This window comes from Collinsella aerofaciens, assembly GCF_040915545.1.
GTDB classification, from domain to species: domain Bacteria; phylum Actinomycetota; class Coriobacteriia; order Coriobacteriales; family Coriobacteriaceae; genus Collinsella; species Collinsella aerofaciens_BE.
Window position 1 is genome coordinate 59,856 of sequence record NZ_JBCPDH010000003.1, and the last position, 18,462, is coordinate 78,317.

An 18,462-nucleotide genomic window follows, 5' to 3' on the forward strand; every position below is an offset into this window, starting at 1 on the left:
CCACGGACCGACCCCCGCCCGCCCCACAAGCCGCATCGCACCACAAACCAGTCTTTTTGGGACGGCGCGAATCGTGGCAGACAGCCTCCCAACACGCTAATGGCGGGCGCGCATCGTCACCAAACGCACCATGGCAAGCGCAAAGCCCACAGCGGCCACAGCCATAAGTACGTAGAACACCGAGCGAAAGCCGAATAGGAATACATCCGGACGGCCTGCAACAAAACTGGTCACGGCCTCGCCCATCGCCACGCTCATCTGCCCATACAGGATATGCGACGCCGCCGTAATGCCGAGTGCCATGCCGGCGTAGCGCGCCAGGCTGCCCAGGCTGCCCGCAAAGCCGAGCGCTTCGCGCGGAGCTGAGCCCATATACAGCGAGTTGTTGGGGCTCTGGAAAATCGACGTGCCACACGACATAAACGCAACGCAGCACACGATCACAGGAATAGAAGAGTGCTCGTCGAGCGTGCTTACCGCAAAGAGACCGCACACGTACACGCCCAGGCCGACCGCCGTGGGGCCCTCGCAGCCAACACGGTCCGAAACCGTACCTGAAAGCGGTCCGATAAAGGCATTCACCATCGGCAGCGCCAAAAAGAGAAATCCGGAAATGTCGGAACCAAAGCCATGGGCGTCCTGAAAATAGAACGGCAGGATAAACTCAGATGCGCCAATACCAACGAACACGATGAGCATGCAGGCAAGGTTGATGGTGAAGGCCGAATTTGCAAAGCAGCGACGAGCGGCCTCGATCAGGGACATGGGGCGCTCGCCGGCCTCCGGCTTAACATGCGGCAGCGTGTAGAGCCCCACGATAAACGAGATGACGCCAATGGGCAGGTTGATGAGGAAGATGCTCTCCCAAGGAAAGCTTGCCACCAGCATGCCGCCGAGCACGGGGCCACACATCATGCCGAGGGCCACAAAGGTCGCGAGAATACCCATGGCACGGCCTCGTTCGCGCGCCGGGAACGACTCGGTGATGATACCCATGTTGTTGGCCATGGCCGCCGCGCAACCGACGCCCTGAACAATGCGTGCCAGGATAAGAACCTCGAGCGAGGCCGAAAGGCCGCACAGCAGCGAACCGACCGTAAAGACGATGACACCCAGCTGGAACACATTCACCTTGCCGCGCACGTCACCCAGACGGCCAAACGGCAACATAGCCACGCATGTCGCAAGCAGGTACACCGAGCTCACCAGCTGAATGCGATCGAGGCCCACGCCCAGCTCCTTTTGCATCACGGGCAGCGCCACGGTCACGACGGTCGAATCCAAACACACCATAAACGTCATGATGAGCACGGTAAATAGAATCGCCCATTTGTTCTTGCCATGGGTGTCGCCCTCTAGGGCAATATGCTCGCGGCGCAGCTGCTCTGCAGTTTTCTCCATATCCATCCTTTCGAGTGGCGCAACGCAAAAACGGGGCCCCAATCGCCTGTAAACAGTCGCAATTGGGGTCCCGCCTACGGAATCGGAACGGAAGGCCACCGAAGCTTTCTGCCAGCATCGGCGCCTTGTGCGAACGCTAGCCTAGCACTGCTCGAGCGCCTGCTCAAGGTCGGCAATCAGATCGGCCGTGTCCTCGAGGCCGCACGACAGGCGCACCATGTCGGCGGAGATACCGCAGGCGATGAGCTCCTCATCGTTCATCTGGCGGTGCGTAGCGTTAGCGGGATGCAGGCAGCAGGTGCGGGCGTCGGCCACATGCGTGGCGATCTGGGCGAGCTTGAGGCTCTTCATAAAGGTCTCGGCCGCCGCGCGACCACCATTAAAGCCAAAGCTCACAACGCCGCAGGTACCGTTTGGCATGTACTTCTGAGCGAGGTCATAGTACTTGTCGCCCTCCAGGCCCGGATAGCTCACGAAGCGCACCTTGGGATGGCTCTGCAGGAACTTGGCAACGGCCAGGCCGTTCTCACAATGACGCGGCATGCGCACATGCAGGCTCTCGAGCGAGCTGTTCAGGAAGAATGCCGCCTGCGGGTTCTGCATGGGGCCGAGGTCGCGCATGAGCTGCGCGGTGGCCTTGGTAATGAAGGCGCCCTCGCGACCGAACTTCTCGGCATACGTCACGCCGTGGTAGCTCTCGTCGGGCGTGGTGAGACCCGGGAACTTATCCGCATGGGCCATCCAGTCAAACTGGCCGTGGTCGACGATCACGCCGCCCAGGTAGGCAGCATGTCCATCCATGTACTTGGTGGTGGAGTGCGTAACGATGTCGGCGCCCCACTCAAAGGGGCGGCACATCACGGGCGTCGGGAAGGTGTTATCGACCATCAGCGGCACGCCGTGGTCATGCGCGGCCTTGGCAAAGCGCTCAATATCGAGCACGGCAAGTGCGGGATTGGCGATCGTCTCGCCAAAGACGAGCTTGGTATTGGGCTCAAAGGCTGCCTCGAGCTCCTCGTCGGTGCAGTCGGGGGCAACGAACGTGCAGGTCAGACCCATGCGCTCCATAGTATGGGCGAGCAGGTTGTAGGTACCGCCATAGATGGCAGAGCTCGCGACCACGTGATCGCCGGCACCGGCCACGTTAAAGATCGCGAGGAAGTTCGCAGCCATGCCCGAGCTCGTGAGCATCGCAGCGGTGCCGCCCTCCATCTCGCAGATCTTGGCGGCAACCAGATCGCACGTGGGGTTCTGCAGACGGCTGTAGAAGTAACCAGACTCCTCCAGGTCAAACAGCTTGCCCATGTGCTCCGACGTGTCGTATTTCCACGTGGTGGACTGGTAAATGGGCACCTGGCGCGGCTCGGCATCTCCCGGGTGATAGCCGCCCTGAACACATGTAGTACCGATGGTCTGCTCGCTCATATCTAGCTCCCTTGCCTGGGTTACGTTTTATCCGGTTCACGATACCGCTACCCCGCACCCCTCACAACCCATCCCCAAGGTAGGTTATGAGACAAATTGATCAGGGGCATTTATTTCAAGCCTTGGACATTTGCTCGATAGATAAAAATGAGGCATACATGAAGCTCTCGATGATTACATGCACTGTCACGGGTACCATAGGCGGGTACACCGTGAACAAGGAGACAACGATGAAGCAAATCGATACGGCCCAGCTCGACATCAACGCCTGTCAGGCTCAGGCTGCCGAATACCACGCCCGTGGCTTTAACTGCGCCCAGGCCGTCGCCTGCACGCTCGCACCTGCCGTCGGGCTCGACCCCCAGACCGCCTTTACCCTCACCGAGGGATTTGGCGCCGGCATGGGCGGCATGACCGAAACCTGCGGCGCCATCTCGGGCGCCGTGGCCATCATGGGCTTTGTGATGAGCGACGGCATGGAAAACCCCAAGACCAAGGGCCAGACCTACAAGCTGTCGCGCGAGATTGCCAAGCGCTTTGGCGAGAAGAACACGACGACCGTCTGCGGCACGCTCAAGGGCATCGGATCGGACAAGGGTCCGCTCCGCAGCTGTCCCGGTTGCATCGACGATGCCGTCGAAATCGCCTGTGATGTACTAAAGCAGCTCGCCGAGTAAACGGCAGCGACATAAAACGACGGTCGGTGTGCTTGGGATCCGTCCAAAAGCACGCCGGCCGTCGCCGTTAGAACTCGGCAAATTCGGGAGCACCGACCTCGATCTCCTCGCGCCCCGCCATAAGCTCGCGCATCTTAGCGCAAAACGACTCCTGCTCCCCCGCCTTAAACACCAAATGAAGTGTCACGGCATCCGCGTACTCGGTATCCGAAACCTTGGCACCGGAATCCTGGGCCAAGCGAAGCACCTGCTCATACTGCGGATAGGCCACATGCACGTCAACAGGCACGACACTCGTCATCTCGACGATCCGCCCGGCCTCCTGAGCCGCGGCCACCGCCGCTTGCGTCGCCGCAGTATAGGCGCGAACCAGGCCGCCCGGCCCCAACAGCGTGCCGCCAAAATAGCGCGTCACTACGCAGCAAACATTTTTGAGCTCCGCACCGCGCAACACCTCGAGCGTCGGCATACCGCTCGTGCGGCTCGGCTCACCATCATCGCTCTGGCGCTCGCGTCCATCGACCAAAATCCACGCGGGAACATTGTGTCGAGCGTCGTAATGACGCTTGCGAACCATCTCGATAAAGGCATTCGCCTCGTCCTCGGACTCAATATGGACCAGCTGGGCAATAAACCGGCTCTTGCGGTCCACAAACTCGCCCGAAGCCTCAATATTCGATTGCAGAGTAAAATAGCTGTCCAACAAAGTCCCTCAACAGAATAAAGCGCAGCAACAAACAGCCTCAATAATACGGCAAAGGCCGTACCGATAACCCCGGTAAATAGAACGGCGACACCGATGATCAGGCAAAAACAGCGAGATGCCAAGAACGGAACCGCCGATGATTCCGTCAACGAAAGCGAGAACCCGTCAGCGCGAGCAAGGTGCCTTGAAAGACGAGATTGCAACAGAAATGAGACGGCCGATGACCAGATAAAAACAGCGAGACGGCGTCAGCTGAGTCGATTTGGCCCGAAAGAGGAGGGAGCACGCCTTATGGCGGCGACCGACGAATGAGCGCCAAATCGGCCAGCTGACGCCGTCGCAGCGTCAACATAGTTGCTGAGTGGGCCTATAAGCCGGGTTCTGTCGTGAACGGTCATTTATCTTGTCTGCACGTTACCGTGCAGCTCCACGCACGCTACCCGAACGCGGACCGGGCCGGCCCATAGCGTTCCTATTCGCGCTTGCTCCGGATGGGGCTTGCCAAGCCGCCGTGTTGCCACGACGCTGGTGGTCTCTTACACCACCGTTTCAGCTTTTCCCTTTACGCCTTGCGGCGCAGGTGGGAGTCTTCTTTTCTGCGGCGCTTTCCGTCGGATCACTCCGCCCGGCCGTTAGCCGGCATCCCGCCCTCTGGAGCCCGGACTTTCCTCACGCGTGCTGCAAGCAGCACATCGCGCGACCGTCTGGCCCACTCAGCAGTGCAAGAGTGTAGCACACCGTCAGCATAGGCAGCGGCACAACACAAGCGCTCGACACGATAAACCAAGAACCATGTCATGCAGCACAATAGGAACGCCGATGGGCAACGTCGTCAGTCGAGACGCGACCGCGCTCCGCACCCCTCCGTCTACTCGGTGCGTTCCCGCCTCCTCCCCGAGGCGGGATGTCGGCGTTTTTTCATGCACCGACAACTCAATAGCAAGCGAATAGCCCAAGCAGCGTTACGCGCAGGCACTATCGAACATCTCGGCAGTAAATGCAAAAAGGGACCCGTCCATTACGGACGGATCCCTTAAAACAAGTGATCGTCAAACCGATTTACTCGGCGTCGGTCTCCTCGTCCTTCTTCTCGGAAGGCAGCGGGGTAACCTCGATCTCGACGCCCAGAGTCTCAGCAGCGGACTTCATGGACAGGGAGATACGACGACGGTCGAGGTCGATCTCCATGACCTTGACCTGAACCTTGTCGCCCACGTGGGTGACCTGAGAAGGCTGATCGACGTGCTTGTTGGCCATCTCGGAGATGTGCACCAGGCCCTCGATGCCCTCGCCCAGGTCGACGAAAGCGCCAAACGGGACAAGCTTGGTCACCGTGCCCTCGACGATAGCGCCGACGGGGTACTTCTTGACCAGTGCGCGCCACGGATCCTCGGTGGTCTGCTTGAGACCCAGGGAGATGCGCTCGCGGTTGAGATCGACGTCGAGAACCTCGACCTCGACCTCCTGGCCGACCTTGACAACCTCGGAAGGATGGTTGACGTGGTTCCAGGAGAGCTCGGAAATGTGGATGAGGCCGTCGATACCACCGAGGTCGACGAAGGCGCCGAAGTCGACGATGGAGGAAACGGTGCCCTGGAGACGCATGCCAGACTTGAGCTTGGACAGGATCTCGGAGCGCTCGGCCTTACGGGACTCCTCGAGCACGACGCGACGGGAGAGGACGACGTTGTTGCGGTTGCGGTCCATCTCGATAACGCGGGCCTCGATGCGGGTGCCCATGTAGGAGGTGAGGTCCTTGACGCGACGGAGGTCGACGAGGGAAGCAGGCAGGAAGCCACGCAGGCCGATGTCGAGGATCAGGCCGCCCTTGACAACCTCGATAACCTCGCCTTCGACGTTCTCGCCGGAGTTGAACTTCTCCTCGATGCGGTTCCAAGCACGCTCGTACTCGGCACGCTTCTTGGACAGGACCAGACGACCGTCCTTGTCCTCCTTCTGGAGAACCAGAGCCTCGATGGGATCACCGAGTGCAACGATGTCTGCAGGGTTAGCGTCCTTGCGGATGGACAGCTCGCGGACCGGGATAACGCCCTCGGACTTGAATCCGATGTCAACGAGCACCTCGTCATGCTCGATCTTAACGACAGTGCCGTTAACGAGATCGCCCTCATCAAAGTCGGTAATCGTACCGTCGATGAGGTTGTTCATCTCCTCCTCGTTGACATCGTCAAGAGAGAAAATGGACGAGTTCTGAATCTCACTCAAAGGTGGACCCCTTTCGAACTACGGGGCCCCGATTGCTAGGACCTACAGAAGGGTGCGACAAGCACACAACGTTTAGGAACACTCGGGAGCCGACAGATACTAATGTGACGCTTATGCAATCACGTTCGTATAGGTTACGGGGAAATGAGTTCGATTTCAAGCGTGAACTGCGATTTTTTACTCGTGTGGAGACTTTTTCGTAATCTTATGAACACACGTCTCCGCAACTTGACGATAACCAGCCAGGCATTCGGCTTTGGGGTAAAGTATCCGGAGCCAACGATTCTAGATCGATTTTTCGAGAAAGGTGCCCGCGTGCTCAAAGCAGTCGTTTTCGATATGGACGAAACGCTTCTCAGCATCAACCTCAACGCGTTCATCCTTCGCTATTTTAAGGATGTCTCTTCGATGCTCGCGGATATCGGGCGCCGCAGTCGCGGTGGCACGATGGCACGCCTCGGCACCATCCTGGTCGACCTCAACGCCAATCGCCGCAGCGGCACGGACAACCGCACCAATCTTGAGTTTTACCAAGAAGAGGTCGAGCGCCGATGCGGGATCTGCCTCTCCGATCCCCTCATCTACGAGGCGTTTACCTACTATGACCGCGAAGTTCTTCCGTACAAGAACGACGAGGTCATTAACGCCCACGCCATGCCGGGCGCGCACGCCGCGCTCCAGGCCGTACAGGACGCAGGGCTGCGTTGCGCGCTCTTTACCAACCCCAGCTTTCCCCAGGGGGCCATCGAGTGCCGCATGGGCTGGGGCGACCTGGCCGACGCCCCCTTTGAACTCGTGACGCACATGGGAAACGCCACCCGCTGCAAGCCCGATACCACCTACTATCTAGAGCAGCTTCAGGTGATGGGGCTCGAGCCGCACGAGGTCCTTATGGTGGGCAACGATCCCAAACGCGACTTCCCGTCCCCCGATTGCGGCATCCAAACCGCCTTTGTGGGCCAAGGCAAGCCCAGCCGAGCCACCTGGCACGGTACCATGGAAGACTTCGCCCGCGACTTTAACGCCGTAGTAGAAGCCTTCTACGAACACCAAGTAGCCGACGAACTGTCGTAGGACCCCTCGCTCGCTCCAAACAAAATGGCGCCGCAGGTTGAAATGTGACAAAGAGACAGTCCCTTTATCACATTAGATACGGAACGCTGATAGAGCAAAAGACAGCGAGCGGGCCGCATTTGAGGCAAGGTGCCGTGAAATGAAAGGGCGCTGACCTTTCGGTCGCGCCCTTGAAATTGAACGGCAGATTGTCCAAATGCGGCCCGCGCAGCGTCGGCCGGTCCGCCGTTCGGCAGAACGGCGGAGCCAATGAACTAGCAAACTCGAGTCTTGCCGATCATGATGTTGAGGATCTCGACGTCGGTGTCTTTCATGCCCACGCGGCCTACGTAGCCCATGCTGGCGATTGTCTGCTCGACGGTATCCTGGATCAGGCCCTCACCGGCACGGAAGCCGCGGCCTTGCATGGCCATATCGTGGCCCAGAATCGCCGCATCAACGGCAGCGGAAATCTTGGCGGCACAGCTCGCCTTGGCGCCGTCGCACACGATGCCGCCCACGTTGCCAAGCGTATTCGAGACCGTCGCGCCAATCTGCTCGCGCGTGCCACCGCACAACCAGGTAATCGCGGCGCCGGCACCGCACGCGGCGCAAATGGCACCGCAAAACGCCGAGAGCGCACCAATATAGCTCTTGATATGCACAGCGATAAGATCGGACAGCATCACGGCGCGCACCAGGCGCTCGTGGTCACAGCGCAGGTACTCGGCATACTCCATAACGGGCAATGCGCAGGTAATGCCCTGATTGCCCGAGCCGCACACAATGGCGACCGGCAGCGCGCAACCGTTCATGCGGGCGTCGGACCCGGCGGCCGCACGGGCACGGGCGCGGCAGGCGACGTCATCGGCACGAGCACCCAGCAGCGTACGACCCACCTCGGCGCCCCAAGCGTGCGCAAGGCCCTCGGCACTGATTGCGCCATTCAGCTCAATCTGACGCTCAACGGCAGCGCGGGCGTCCTCAATGTCACCGTCCTCGATAAAGTCGATGATGGACTCAATGCTCATAGGGGTATCGGCCTTATCCGCCGCACGCTCGGCCACCACGCGCTCGGCGCAGGCGGCACACTCCCCCGCCGACTTGCCGCACACCGGAATACCGTCGAGCGTATGGCACGTGACATTGGTGTGGTGATCGGTAATCTCGACGACCGCGGTATGGCCCCCGGCCGTCACAGTCACCTTGATGTAGAGGTTGGGCACGCCCTCGACAAGCGACACATCGCAGTAGTCGGCGTCGGCGAGGAGCTCGACCACGCGTGCACGGTCTTCATCGTTAACGCTCTCGAGCACCTCGAGCGCGCTCTTGGCGTCGCCGCCCACGGCACCCAGCACGGCCGCGGCCTCAATACCGTGCATACCACCCGAGTTGGGCACGGTCACGCTCTTGACGTTCTTGATGATGTTGCCCGAGCAGGCAACATCCATATGATCGGGTTCGCAACCAAGCGTCTGGCTCGCCAACGCCGCTGCATAGGCAACGGCAATGGGCTCGGTGCAGCCGAGTGCACAGACAAGCTCGCGGTTCAAAACATCGCAAAACGCGGCATCGCGGATGGAATCGGTAGGCATAGGTATCTCCTGCTTACATAACGGACTGGGCCCTCGATAATAGTTAACTCTATTTATTTGATAACAATGCATCAAAAACCGCAACCCAAGTTCCGGCGGACGGCGTTCAAGCGCAAACTGACAGCATTAATACATGAAAAGCTAGTCTTGTTGCATGCTAAAGCGTTTGACCAAAAAACGCCCGAGAGTTTACACAAAAGTCGCGCTATCATGCAGTCGAACGCGGTAAAACCTTTAGCATTTGCACCGCACGGACCAGAGAGGAACCACCCATGAAGATCGGTATCGGTAACGACCATGCCGCCGTCGAGCTCAAGAACATCATCTCCGAGCACCTGAAGGAGCGCGGCTGCGAGGTCGTGAACTTTGGCACCGACACCTCCGAGAGCTTTGACTACCCCATCGCCGGCTACAAGGTGGGCAAGGCCGTTGCCAACGGTGACGTCGATCTGGGCATCCTGATCTGCGGCACCGGCGTCGGGATTAGCTTGGCAGCCAACAAGGTAGAGGGCGTGCGCGCCGTCGTGTGCTCCGAGCCCTTCAGCGCCAAGCTCTCCCGCATGCACAACAACACCAACGTGCTCGCCTTTGGCGCCCGCGTCGTGGGCTCCGAGCTCGCCAAGATGATTGTCGACGAGTGGCTCGACGCCGAGTTTGAGGGCGGTCGTCACGAGCGTCGCGTTAACCTCCTCAACGAGATCGACCACACGCGCGGCCTCAAGGTCGTCGACGAGGCCTAAACTACTCAGTGCCACAAGCTAACAGCAGGGGCCCGCTCGGAACTCATGTCCGAGCGGGCCCCTTCATAGATTTCGGAATAAAAAGGGCGCCGCGGATGGAATTCCGCAGCGCCCAAGCCACACGCTAACAGCTTTAAGGAGTCAAAGCTGGTTTAGCCAAAAAAGCGCTTGATCTCGATCTCGGCGTTCTCCAGGCAGTCGGAGCCGTGGATTACGTTGGCGTTGACATCGACAGCAAAGTCGCCGCGAATGGTGCCGGGGGCAGCATCAAGCGGGTTAGTAGCGCCCATAAGGGTGCGCATCTTGGAAACAGCGGAGAGACCGGAAACGACCATCTTGACGACCGGACCGCTCGTCATAAAGTCGCAGAGACCGCCAAAGAAGGGCTTGTCGGCCAGATGGGCGTAGTGCTCCTCGACGGTAGCGCGCTCGAGCGTGGTCATCTCCATGCGCTCGATGACAAGGCCGCTGCGCTCAATGCGAGCAACGATCTCGCCGATCTTGCGGTCGCGCACGGCGTCGGGCTTAATCATGATGAAAGTCTTCTCGATAGCCATAAGGTAGCCTTTCAAGTAGGTTCGCGCGTGCCCAAGTCCCATTCCGGCACCCGCCTGGACTGCATCGTAACAGAGTTTTAGCTGCAGTTAAACAAAAAGCTGTTTATTGAAACGCTGCAATTTATTAAAACGCTCCATATGTGTCACTTCTGTTTCGAAGCCCGATTAGAGTACCATCCGACCGCCCATCAACCGCATCGAACCGAGCGGACGGTCGGTTGTCGCCCGTGAACGCATCCCCTTCACAACCTGCCCAAAGGTCCTACAGAAGTTCTCGACAAGCCCCTCCCTTCTCTATAACAAAACGGGCGCCCACCGTAGCGGGCACCCGTAAAGGCAAGATATGATGAACACACCAGACAGACGCATCCAATAAGCTAATTAACCCCGTGACCCATCTCGACGACCTTGGTCAGCGATCCAAACACGCCCTCGTCGGCCACGAGCTGTGCCTCGGCACGCTGCAGCTGCACGGAAACGGCGGCAGGAGCGGTGCCCCCCTCGGTCGTGCGCGCGGCGACAATCGACGGGATGTCAAGCGCCTCGGTAATGTCGCGCTCAAAGAGCGGGCTTGCCTCCTGGAACACCTCAAACGGCAGGTCCTCAAGATTGCAGCCGCGCTTCTCGCACATCAGGACCAGATGGCCCACCACGGCATGTGCCTCGCGGAACGGCAGACCACGCTTGGCCAGGTAATCGGCAACATCGGTAGCGGCAAGGTGCCCCACGCCGCACTCGCGCGCCATGGCATCCTCGTTGACGGTCCAGGTCGAAATCATTCCGGCCATAACGGACAGGCACTGCATGAGCGTGTGAGCGGTATCGAGCGCGCCCTCCTTGTCCTCCTGCAAGTCCTTGTTATAAGCAAGCGGCAGGCCCTTCATGGTTACGAGCAGCTGCACCAGGTTGCCATAGACACGGCCGCTCTTGCCGCGAATAAGCTCGGCAAAGTCGGGATTCTTCTTCTGCGGCATGATGGACGAGCCAGTGGAGTACGAGTCGGAAAGCGTGATAAAGCCAAATTCGGAGCTCGACCACAGCACGATCTCCTCGGAAAGACGCGACAGGTGCATCGCCATGACGGAGCCGGCGTAATGCAGATCGAGCAGGAAATCACGGTCGGAAACCGCATCGAGCGAGTTGGGAATCACGCCCGCAAAGCCAAGTTCGGCAGCCGTCATCTGGCGATCGAGCGGATAGCTCGTACCGGCAAGCGCGGCAGCACCCAGCGGACAGTTGTCGGCGGCATCAAAGGCGGCCTTCAAGCGTGTAAAGTCGCGCGCGAACATCCAGGAATACGCCAGCAGATGATGCGAGAGCAGCACGGGCTGAGCGTGCTGCATATGCGTGTAACCCGGCAGAATCACCTTGTCGTACTTCTTAGCCGCATCCACCAGCACATGGCGCAGCTCAAGATTGGCCTCCATGAGCTCCTTGGCCAGTGCCTTGACGCCCAGGCGCGTGTCGGTCGCCACCTGGTCGTTGCGCGAACGTCCGGTATGCAAGCGCTTACCGGCCTCGCCGATGCGACGCGTCAGCTCGCTCTCGATGGACATATGGATGTCCTCGTCGTTGATATCGAAGGTAAAGTTGCCGGCATCGATATCCTGTTCGATTCCGGTCAGGCCCTCGGCAATCGCCTGCTCGTCCTCGGCACTGATGATGCCTTGGGCGGCCAGCATCTTGGCATGTGCCTTAGAGCCGGCGATATCCTGCTTATAGAGATGTTTGTCGACCGGCAGCGACGCGCCAAACTCCTGCGTGACCTCGGCCACGCCCGCCTCAAAACGACCGCCCCAAAGAGCCATGGAACTGTCCCCTTTCTCCAAATACCAAAACAAGCGCCCAAAGCAATGCGCCCTGTCGCTAAAGCGATTTACCAACCGCTAGTTTTGCACATTCCCCACTGCATGCGGGGCCATGTAGCTAATTTGCAAAGAAGTGACGCACCATGCACTTGGCACCCAACGTCTCCCTCCGAATGTTGCCCTGCGAACCGTCAATCCAAGCCTTCAGGCTCATAGGGACGTCCTCGACCTTTGCAGCATCGAGCTCGGGCGCGAGGGCAAATAAAGCATGCGCGATGACATTGAACATATTGGATACTCCTCATATATATAGGCGCAAGGCCGACAAATTGATAGAAAGAGCCCCGCCGGACAACCCCGGCGGGGCTCGGACTCAGCCGCAAGCGCGGCGTCATATATGCGGGCGGAACGTAGGGGCCACCGATGTTAAGAAGTGTCAGCAAGCATAACGAAAGGTAGGGACCCCGTGCGCCCGTTATGTATCACGCGGATGGGCCGCGCGGATACCAAGGGAAGGAGGCGCTAGGCCTGGGCGGCAGCAGAGCTGGGGCCCTGGACCTTTGCCCACGTCTTGAGCGACAGCGTATCGATCTCGATAAAGCCGGCGCTGGCCTTCTCGTCAAACGTGGTGTCACGGTCGTAGGTAGCCAGACCGTAGTCGTAGAGGCTGAAGGGACTCTTGCGGCCGACGACATGGCAGTTGCCCTTAAAGAACTTCAGGCGAACGGTGCCGGTCACGAACTTCTGGGTGTCGGCCATAAAGGCGTCGAGCGCGTTCTTGAGCGGGCTGTACCACCGGCCGTTATACACGGCGGTGGCCCAATCCTGCTCGAGCTTGATCTTGGTCTTGAGCAAGTCGCCCTCGACGCAAATGTCCTCGAGCGCCTTGTGGGCGGTGATGAGCGTCAGGGCGCCGGGAACCTCATAGCACTCGCGGCTCTTGAGGCCCACCAGACGGTCCTCAACCAGGTCGAGACGGCCAAAGCCGTTGTCGCCCGAAATCTTGTTGAGGGCGATGACGATTTCGGAAAGCTTCATCTTCTTGCCGTCGACGGCGACGGGCTTGCCGGCCTCAAACTCAATCTCGGTATACGTAGGGGTGTCGGGCGTATCCTCGGGATTCTTGGTCATAACCCAAGCGTCGTCGAGCGGCTCGTTCCAGGGATCCTCCAGGTGGCCGCACTCAATGGCACGACCCCACAGGTTGTCGTCGATGGAATAGGGGTTGTCGTTGGCACCCTCGGGAACCGGTACGTTGTGAGCGTGGGCATAGGCGACCTCGTCGGGACGGCACTTCAGATCCCACTCGCGAACCGGGGCGATAACCTTGAGCTCAGGGTCGAGGGCCTTGACGGCAGCCTCGAAGCGGACCTGGTCGTTACCCTTGCCGGTGCAGCCGTGGGCGACGTAGGTCGCGCCAAACTCGTGAGCGACCTCGACAAGCTTCTTGGCGAGCAGCGGGCGAGACAGGGCGGAGAGCAGCGGGTACTTGTTCTCGTACATGGAGTTTGCAGCGATGGCCTTAGTCAGGAACTCATCGGAGAACTCGTCGCGCAGGTCGAGTACCTGGCAATCGAGAACGCCAAGGTCAAGCGCCTTCTGCTTCTTGGCGTCCAGGCCGGTCTCCTCCTGGCCCACGTTGCCGCAGACACAAACGACATCGAGATTCTTCTCGTCCTGGAGCCACTTGACACATACGGATGTATCAAGACCACCGGAATATGCGAGAACGACTTTTTCCTTGCTCATGGCTGTTTCCTTTCGCCCTTGGTAGCTAGTTAGAACATCGGTCAGTTGCAAGTCATTTCAAGGTCATATACCGTGCAATATCAGGTTAAATAGCAAAAATCAGCACATACATGCCCTAGAAACATGCAGCAATGTCGTGCTAAAACCCAACGACCTCAAAATGACTCTGTTGAGGCAATTCGCCCCATGCGGACAGAGACGATTGTTATCGTCGTCGGGAAATTGCGCGCTGGCGTCGGATGGCATTGTCTGCAGTGGTGATGATCTTTACGAACTGCATCTGCCTCTCCTTTCACCTATCGCCGGGCGCAATTCTAATATCGTAAACGGTACCTTTTCCTCGGTAAGCGGTTGTTTTTCCGTCTCCGTTTTCGATGGTCGCTATATTACGATAAAGTGCCCGCTGCACAAGCGACAAATTCAAATTTCTGAAAAGTTTTTTCATTAGTTTGTGAAATGCAGTGCAAATACGCTGCGTTCCTGCGAAAATACGCCTGACTACGAGTTGATGGTTATAACATCTGAAACAATTTCGAAACGAAAGGCTCGCTTTTATGCAAACTTACGAATCGGACGCCAATATTGGAAACATTAAGATTCTCGCCGTTGATATGGACAAGACGCTTCTCACCGACGAGCGCGTGCTACCTCAGGGTCTTGATGAGCGCCTGGACAAGCTCGCCGAGGCTGGCATCGTGTTCTGCCCCGCTAGCGGACGTCCGGCCCCCAAGCTTGAGGAGATGTTCGAGGGCATCAAGAACCGCCTCGCCTTTTGTCCCGACAACGGAGCCTGCGTCATCTATCGCGGCAACTATATCTATAAGAGCAACATCGATGTGGCGCTGTATCAGCAGGTCTTGAGCCGTGCCTCGGAGGACCCGCGCGCCGTTCCCGTCCTGTGCTGCTTCGACGAGTTCTACGTGCTTGCCCGCGACCATCAGTACCACGACGAGATCAGCGTCTACTACAACACAATCAACTACGTCGACAGCTTTGAGGGCATTGATTTCGAGTCCAACAAGATTTCGGTCTTCTTCCCCGGCTACGACGCCGAGCCCGCTTTCCGCGAGACCTATAGCCCCGAGTTCTCGGACAAGCTCTACGTCACCAACGCCGGGCGCGAGTGGATCGACTTTATGAACCTGGGTGTCGACAAGGGCGCCGGCGTCGCGCATCTGTGCGAGCACCTGGGCATCGATATTGCCGACGCCGCCGCCGTGGGCGATACGTACAACGACATCCCCATGCTGGAGCGCGTCGGTCACAGCTTTATCGTGGACAATGCCGAAGAGCACATGAACGCGCACGCCAAGTGGCGCATTCCGAGCAACAACGACGGGGGCGTACTGACGCTCATCGACGCCATCCTGGCGGCTCGTTAACGTTGCTCGTCGGACCTGGCCGGGCGAGGCGGGTAAGTTTTTCGTTCGGTCAGGTCCTGGGCTCGCTCGGAAAGCACATTAAGTGCTTTCCGGCTCGTGCGGAATCTACGAAAAACTTACCCGCCTCGCCCGGCCAGGTCCTGCGGTGACTTGCTTGCCGCCTAGATGGCGTCTTGGCGTCTAGATACTTGGCTGTTTTTTTGGAATGAAGGGGGCTCCTTGTTGGCAAGGAGCCCCCTTCTGCTTTTAGTTACTTTGGAATTGTGAGCGCTTCCCTATTTGGCGTCGGCCCAGGTTATGCCGGTGCTAGCTTCGGCGATCAACGGTACGCGGAGGTCTACTACGTGCTCCATGACGTCGCGGACCATGGCGGTCAGGCGCTCGACTTCGTCGACGGGGCACTCAAAGTCCAGTTCGTCGTGTACCTGCAGAATCATGTGGGCGGCAAAGCCCTCTTCTTCCAGGCGGCGGCTTACGCGGGCCATGGCGATCTTGATGATGTCGGCCGCGGTGCCCTGCATGGGGTGGTTCATGGCCGTGCGTTCGCCAAAGCCGCGAAGCTGCGGATTTTTGGCCTTGAGCTCGGGAATATGGCGTCTGCGGCCATACATGGTCTCGGCGTAGCCCGTCTGCTTGGCACGCGCCACCACATTATCGAGGAACGTGCGCACGCCCGGATAGGCCTCGTAGTAGCGGTCGATCATGCCACGCGCCTCGGCCATCGAGATGTGCAGCGACTGCGACAGACCGTAGGCCTGCTGGCCGTACACGATGCCAAAGTTCACGGCCTTGGCGCGGCTGCGCAGGTCGGGTGTCACCTCGGACACCGGCACGCCAAATACACGCGCCGCCGTCTCGGCATGGAAGTCCTCGCCCTCGTTAAAGGCACGCACCAGATGTTCATCACCCGAAAGATGCGCGAGCAGGCGCAGCTCGATCTGCGAGTAGTCCACCGCCAAAAAGACGCTGCCCTCGCCCGCCGAGAACGCCGTCTTGACGGTACGCCCCAGCTCCGAGCGAGTCGGAATGTTTTGCAGATTGGGGTCGCTCGAAGACAGACGTCCCGTCGCGGTGATGGTCTGGTTGTACGTGGTGTGCACACGACCGTCACCACGGCGCAGCGGACCTAGCGTGTCCAGATAGGTCGACTTAATCTTGGACTTCTCACGCCAGTCCAAGATCAGACGAACAATCTCGTGGTCGCGGGCAAGATCGCTCAGTACCTTGGCATTGGTCGAATAGTAGCCGCGCTTAGTCTTCTTGAGGCCCTTGGTCGGAAGCCCCATCACATCAAAGAGCACGTGCGACAGCTGCATGGGACTGCCGATGTTAAAGGTCTCGTCACCCGCCAGGTCGCGAATACTGCGCTCAACCTCGGTAATCTGGGTCGCCAGGCCCTCGGACAGGCTGCGCAGCCGATCGGGATCCACGAGCATGCCCGCGCGCTCCATCTTGGCAAGCACCGGCACAAGCGGCATCTCGATACCGTCGAACACGTTGGCGGCGTTCTCACGGGCCATGCGATCGCGCAGCGGTGCGACCAGCGCCAGCGTCAAGGCCGCCGTGCGAGCGGCGGGCGCCGGAGCGTCCTCACCGGCATCCTCTGCACCGCGCGCCGCAGGCAGCGCCATCCGCAGATACGTATCGGCAAGATATGCCTCATCGAACTCGGAGCGGTCGGAGTCCAACAGGTAGGCGGCAACCACGGTATCGAAGATGCGTGTGGAATCAGCGGACAGCGGATCCATGAGCTCGGGCTCAGAAGAATCGATGGGCGAAAGCTCGTGCAACAGCACCTTCATATCCGGGCTCGCCACGCGACCCTCCATAAACAGACGCGCGAGCACGCCAGCAATCACGCCGTGGACGAAGTTGAAGCCCTCAACCTCAGCCGCCGCGCAGCTGTCGCCCTCCTCGAGCGCGAAGAGGCCCTTGGACGTCGCCAACCACAGCGTGCGCGTCAGTCCAAAGAGCGCGCCCTCTTCCTTATCATCGTCCACCACGGCGGCGACCCACTCGCCCGCCTCGATCGCACGCGAAACCTCGGACGCCACGTCAGCAAGCGCCTCGGCATCGCCGGCAGCGGTGCGCTCAATCGTGGGCATCTCAAACGTTCTAGCAGCGGCAGCAGCGCCACCCTCGCCGCCGATCAGCGCCAAGAAACGGTTCTGCATGGCGGTGATACCAAGCGTGCCCAGCGCCGCGGACACTTCGTCGGCAGAAAACGCCGGGAAGGACGTCGCCTCAAAATCGAGCTCGACGGGCGCATCGGTGCGAATGGTTGCGACCTTGCGGCTCAGCAGCGCATCGTCGATGTGTGCACGCAGGTTCTCGCCCATCTTGCCCTTGACCTCGTCGGCATGCGCGATGACCTCGTCCAAGCTGCCGTACTGTGCGATGAGCGCGCTCGCCTTTTTGGGCCCGATGCCCGGTACGCCGGGAATGTTGTCCGACGTATCGCCCTTTAGACCGTAAAAATCGGGCACGAGCGCCGGCGTGATGCCGTGATACAGGTCGTCCACGCTCTCGGGCGTCATGATCGCCACGTCGGACAGGCCCTTGCGGGTCGAGACCACGTTGACGTGCTCGGTCACGAGTTGATACATATCGCGATCACCGGTCACCAGTAGCATGTCGCAGCCGGCCTCCTCACCCAGACGCGCCATGGTTCCCAGGATGTCATCGCCTTCCCAGCCCTCGGACTGCAGAATCGGCACGTTGAGCGCGGCGAGCAGCTCCTTAATCATAGGGAACTGCGCATGCAGATCGGGGTCCATGGGCGGGCGTTGCGCCTTATACTGCGGCAGCATCTCCATGCGCACGCGCGGCTTGCCCCTATCAAACGCCACAACAACGCCGTCGGGATTAAAGGCGTCGATCATCTTAAGAAACATGTTCAGAAAGCCAAAGATCGCGTTGGTGGGGCGACCGTCCGGCGCGTTCATGGTCGGCGGCACGGCGTGGAAGGCGCGATGCATGAGCGAGTTGCCGTCGATAACGGCAAAGGTGCGGCGCTTGTCAGACATATTGAATACCTCGCTTTAGGCTGGGCACGGTTTGCTCACTCCAGTTTACACGCTCCCCGCCCCGCGGCCACCTCACATCAAGCTCCCCCGCCACCGTGAGCCCGCGCGTGATACGAT

The 18,462-nt window shown here is 59.5% G+C and carries 14 protein-coding genes and 1 other RNA gene; 4 read left to right on the top strand and 11 right to left on the bottom strand.

What is annotated here, in order from left to right; all coding sequences use genetic code 11:
* Window positions 1–96 precede the first annotated feature (96 nt).
* Both AB5202_RS01730 and AB5202_RS01735 read right to left on the bottom strand, forming a co-directional pair.
* Window positions 97–1,401, bottom strand: a complete 1,305-nt coding sequence (locus AB5202_RS01730) for an MFS transporter (RefSeq protein ID WP_271749031.1) — start codon at window positions 1,399–1,401, stop codon at window positions 97–99.
* A 141-nt stretch (window positions 1,402–1,542) separates the two neighbouring features.
* On the bottom strand, window positions 1,543–2,826 hold the full coding sequence (locus AB5202_RS01735; protein WP_117820360.1) for an O-acetylhomoserine aminocarboxypropyltransferase/cysteine synthase family protein: 1,284 nt from the start codon (window positions 2,824–2,826) through the stop codon (window positions 1,543–1,545).
* Between the two features lie 230 nt (window positions 2,827–3,056).
* On the opposite strand from AB5202_RS01735, the gene AB5202_RS01740 reads away from it, so the two are divergent.
* Window positions 3,057–3,503, top strand: a complete 447-nt coding sequence (locus AB5202_RS01740) for a C-GCAxxG-C-C family protein (RefSeq protein WP_229090749.1) — start codon at window positions 3,057–3,059, stop codon at window positions 3,501–3,503.
* A gap of 67 nt (window positions 3,504–3,570) precedes the next feature.
* On the opposite strand, the gene AB5202_RS01745 is transcribed toward AB5202_RS01740, so the two are convergent.
* From AB5202_RS01745 to rpsA, 3 genes are all read right to left on the bottom strand, one after another.
* Complete coding sequence (locus tag AB5202_RS01745) at window positions 3,571–4,209, bottom strand: YigZ family protein (protein WP_368143505.1); 639 nt, start codon at window positions 4,207–4,209, stop codon at window positions 3,571–3,573.
* Window positions 4,210–4,563: 354 nt separating this feature from the next.
* Window positions 4,564–4,925, bottom strand: an RNA gene (gene rnpB / locus AB5202_RS01750) — RNase P RNA component class A.
* A 343-nt stretch (window positions 4,926–5,268) separates the two neighbouring features.
* Window positions 5,269–6,435: a 30S ribosomal protein S1 gene (gene rpsA / locus AB5202_RS01755; protein WP_022095232.1), complete on the bottom strand. Its 1,167-nt coding sequence runs from the start codon at window positions 6,433–6,435 to the stop codon at window positions 5,269–5,271.
* Between the two features lie 315 nt (window positions 6,436–6,750).
* Here rpsA and AB5202_RS01760 point away from each other — a divergent pair, with 315 nt between their 5' ends.
* The gene (locus AB5202_RS01760; RefSeq protein WP_368143506.1) at window positions 6,751–7,509 is read left to right on the top strand and encodes an HAD family hydrolase; all 759 of its coding nucleotides are present in this window, start codon (window positions 6,751–6,753) and stop codon (window positions 7,507–7,509) included.
* Window positions 7,510–7,763: 254 nt separating this feature from the next.
* Here the strand turns inward: AB5202_RS01760 and AB5202_RS01765 are convergent, their stop codons facing one another.
* The gene (locus AB5202_RS01765; RefSeq protein WP_368143507.1) at window positions 7,764–9,083 is read right to left on the bottom strand and encodes an L-cysteine desulfidase family protein; all 1,320 of its coding nucleotides are present in this window, start codon (window positions 9,081–9,083) and stop codon (window positions 7,764–7,766) included.
* A 272-nt stretch (window positions 9,084–9,355) separates the two neighbouring features.
* Between AB5202_RS01765 and rpiB the strand changes: the two genes are divergently transcribed.
* Window positions 9,356–9,823 (top strand): ribose 5-phosphate isomerase B, encoded by a 468-nt coding sequence (gene rpiB, locus AB5202_RS01770; RefSeq protein ID WP_006234151.1) that lies wholly within the window; start codon window positions 9,356–9,358, stop codon window positions 9,821–9,823.
* A gap of 152 nt (window positions 9,824–9,975) precedes the next feature.
* Here rpiB and ndk read toward each other — a convergent pair whose 3' ends face one another.
* From ndk to AB5202_RS01790, 4 genes are all read right to left on the bottom strand, one after another.
* Window positions 9,976–10,380: a nucleoside-diphosphate kinase gene (gene ndk / locus AB5202_RS01775; protein ID WP_055251725.1), complete on the bottom strand. Its 405-nt coding sequence runs from the start codon at window positions 10,378–10,380 to the stop codon at window positions 9,976–9,978.
* A gap of 377 nt (window positions 10,381–10,757) precedes the next feature.
* Window positions 10,758–12,188: an argininosuccinate lyase gene (argH, locus tag AB5202_RS01780; protein ID WP_368143508.1), complete on the bottom strand. Its 1,431-nt coding sequence runs from the start codon at window positions 12,186–12,188 to the stop codon at window positions 10,758–10,760.
* Window positions 12,189–12,306: 118 nt separating this feature from the next.
* Window positions 12,307–12,477, bottom strand: coding sequence for a hypothetical protein (locus tag AB5202_RS01785; RefSeq protein WP_195620588.1), 171 nt, complete (start codon window positions 12,475–12,477; stop codon window positions 12,307–12,309).
* A gap of 233 nt (window positions 12,478–12,710) precedes the next feature.
* Window positions 12,711–13,937, bottom strand: coding sequence for an argininosuccinate synthase (locus tag AB5202_RS01790; protein ID WP_368143509.1), 1,227 nt, complete (start codon window positions 13,935–13,937; stop codon window positions 12,711–12,713).
* 554 nt (window positions 13,938–14,491) lie between these two features.
* On the opposite strand from AB5202_RS01790, the gene AB5202_RS01795 reads away from it, so the two are divergent.
* Window positions 14,492–15,319, top strand: coding sequence for a Cof-type HAD-IIB family hydrolase (locus tag AB5202_RS01795; protein WP_368137756.1), 828 nt, complete (start codon window positions 14,492–14,494; stop codon window positions 15,317–15,319).
* Between the two features lie 275 nt (window positions 15,320–15,594).
* Here the strand turns inward: AB5202_RS01795 and polA are convergent, their stop codons facing one another.
* Entirely contained in the window at window positions 15,595–18,345 is a 2,751-nt protein-coding gene (gene polA, locus AB5202_RS01800) for a DNA polymerase I (protein ID WP_368143510.1), read from the bottom strand.
* Window positions 18,346–18,462: the final 117 nt, after the last annotated feature.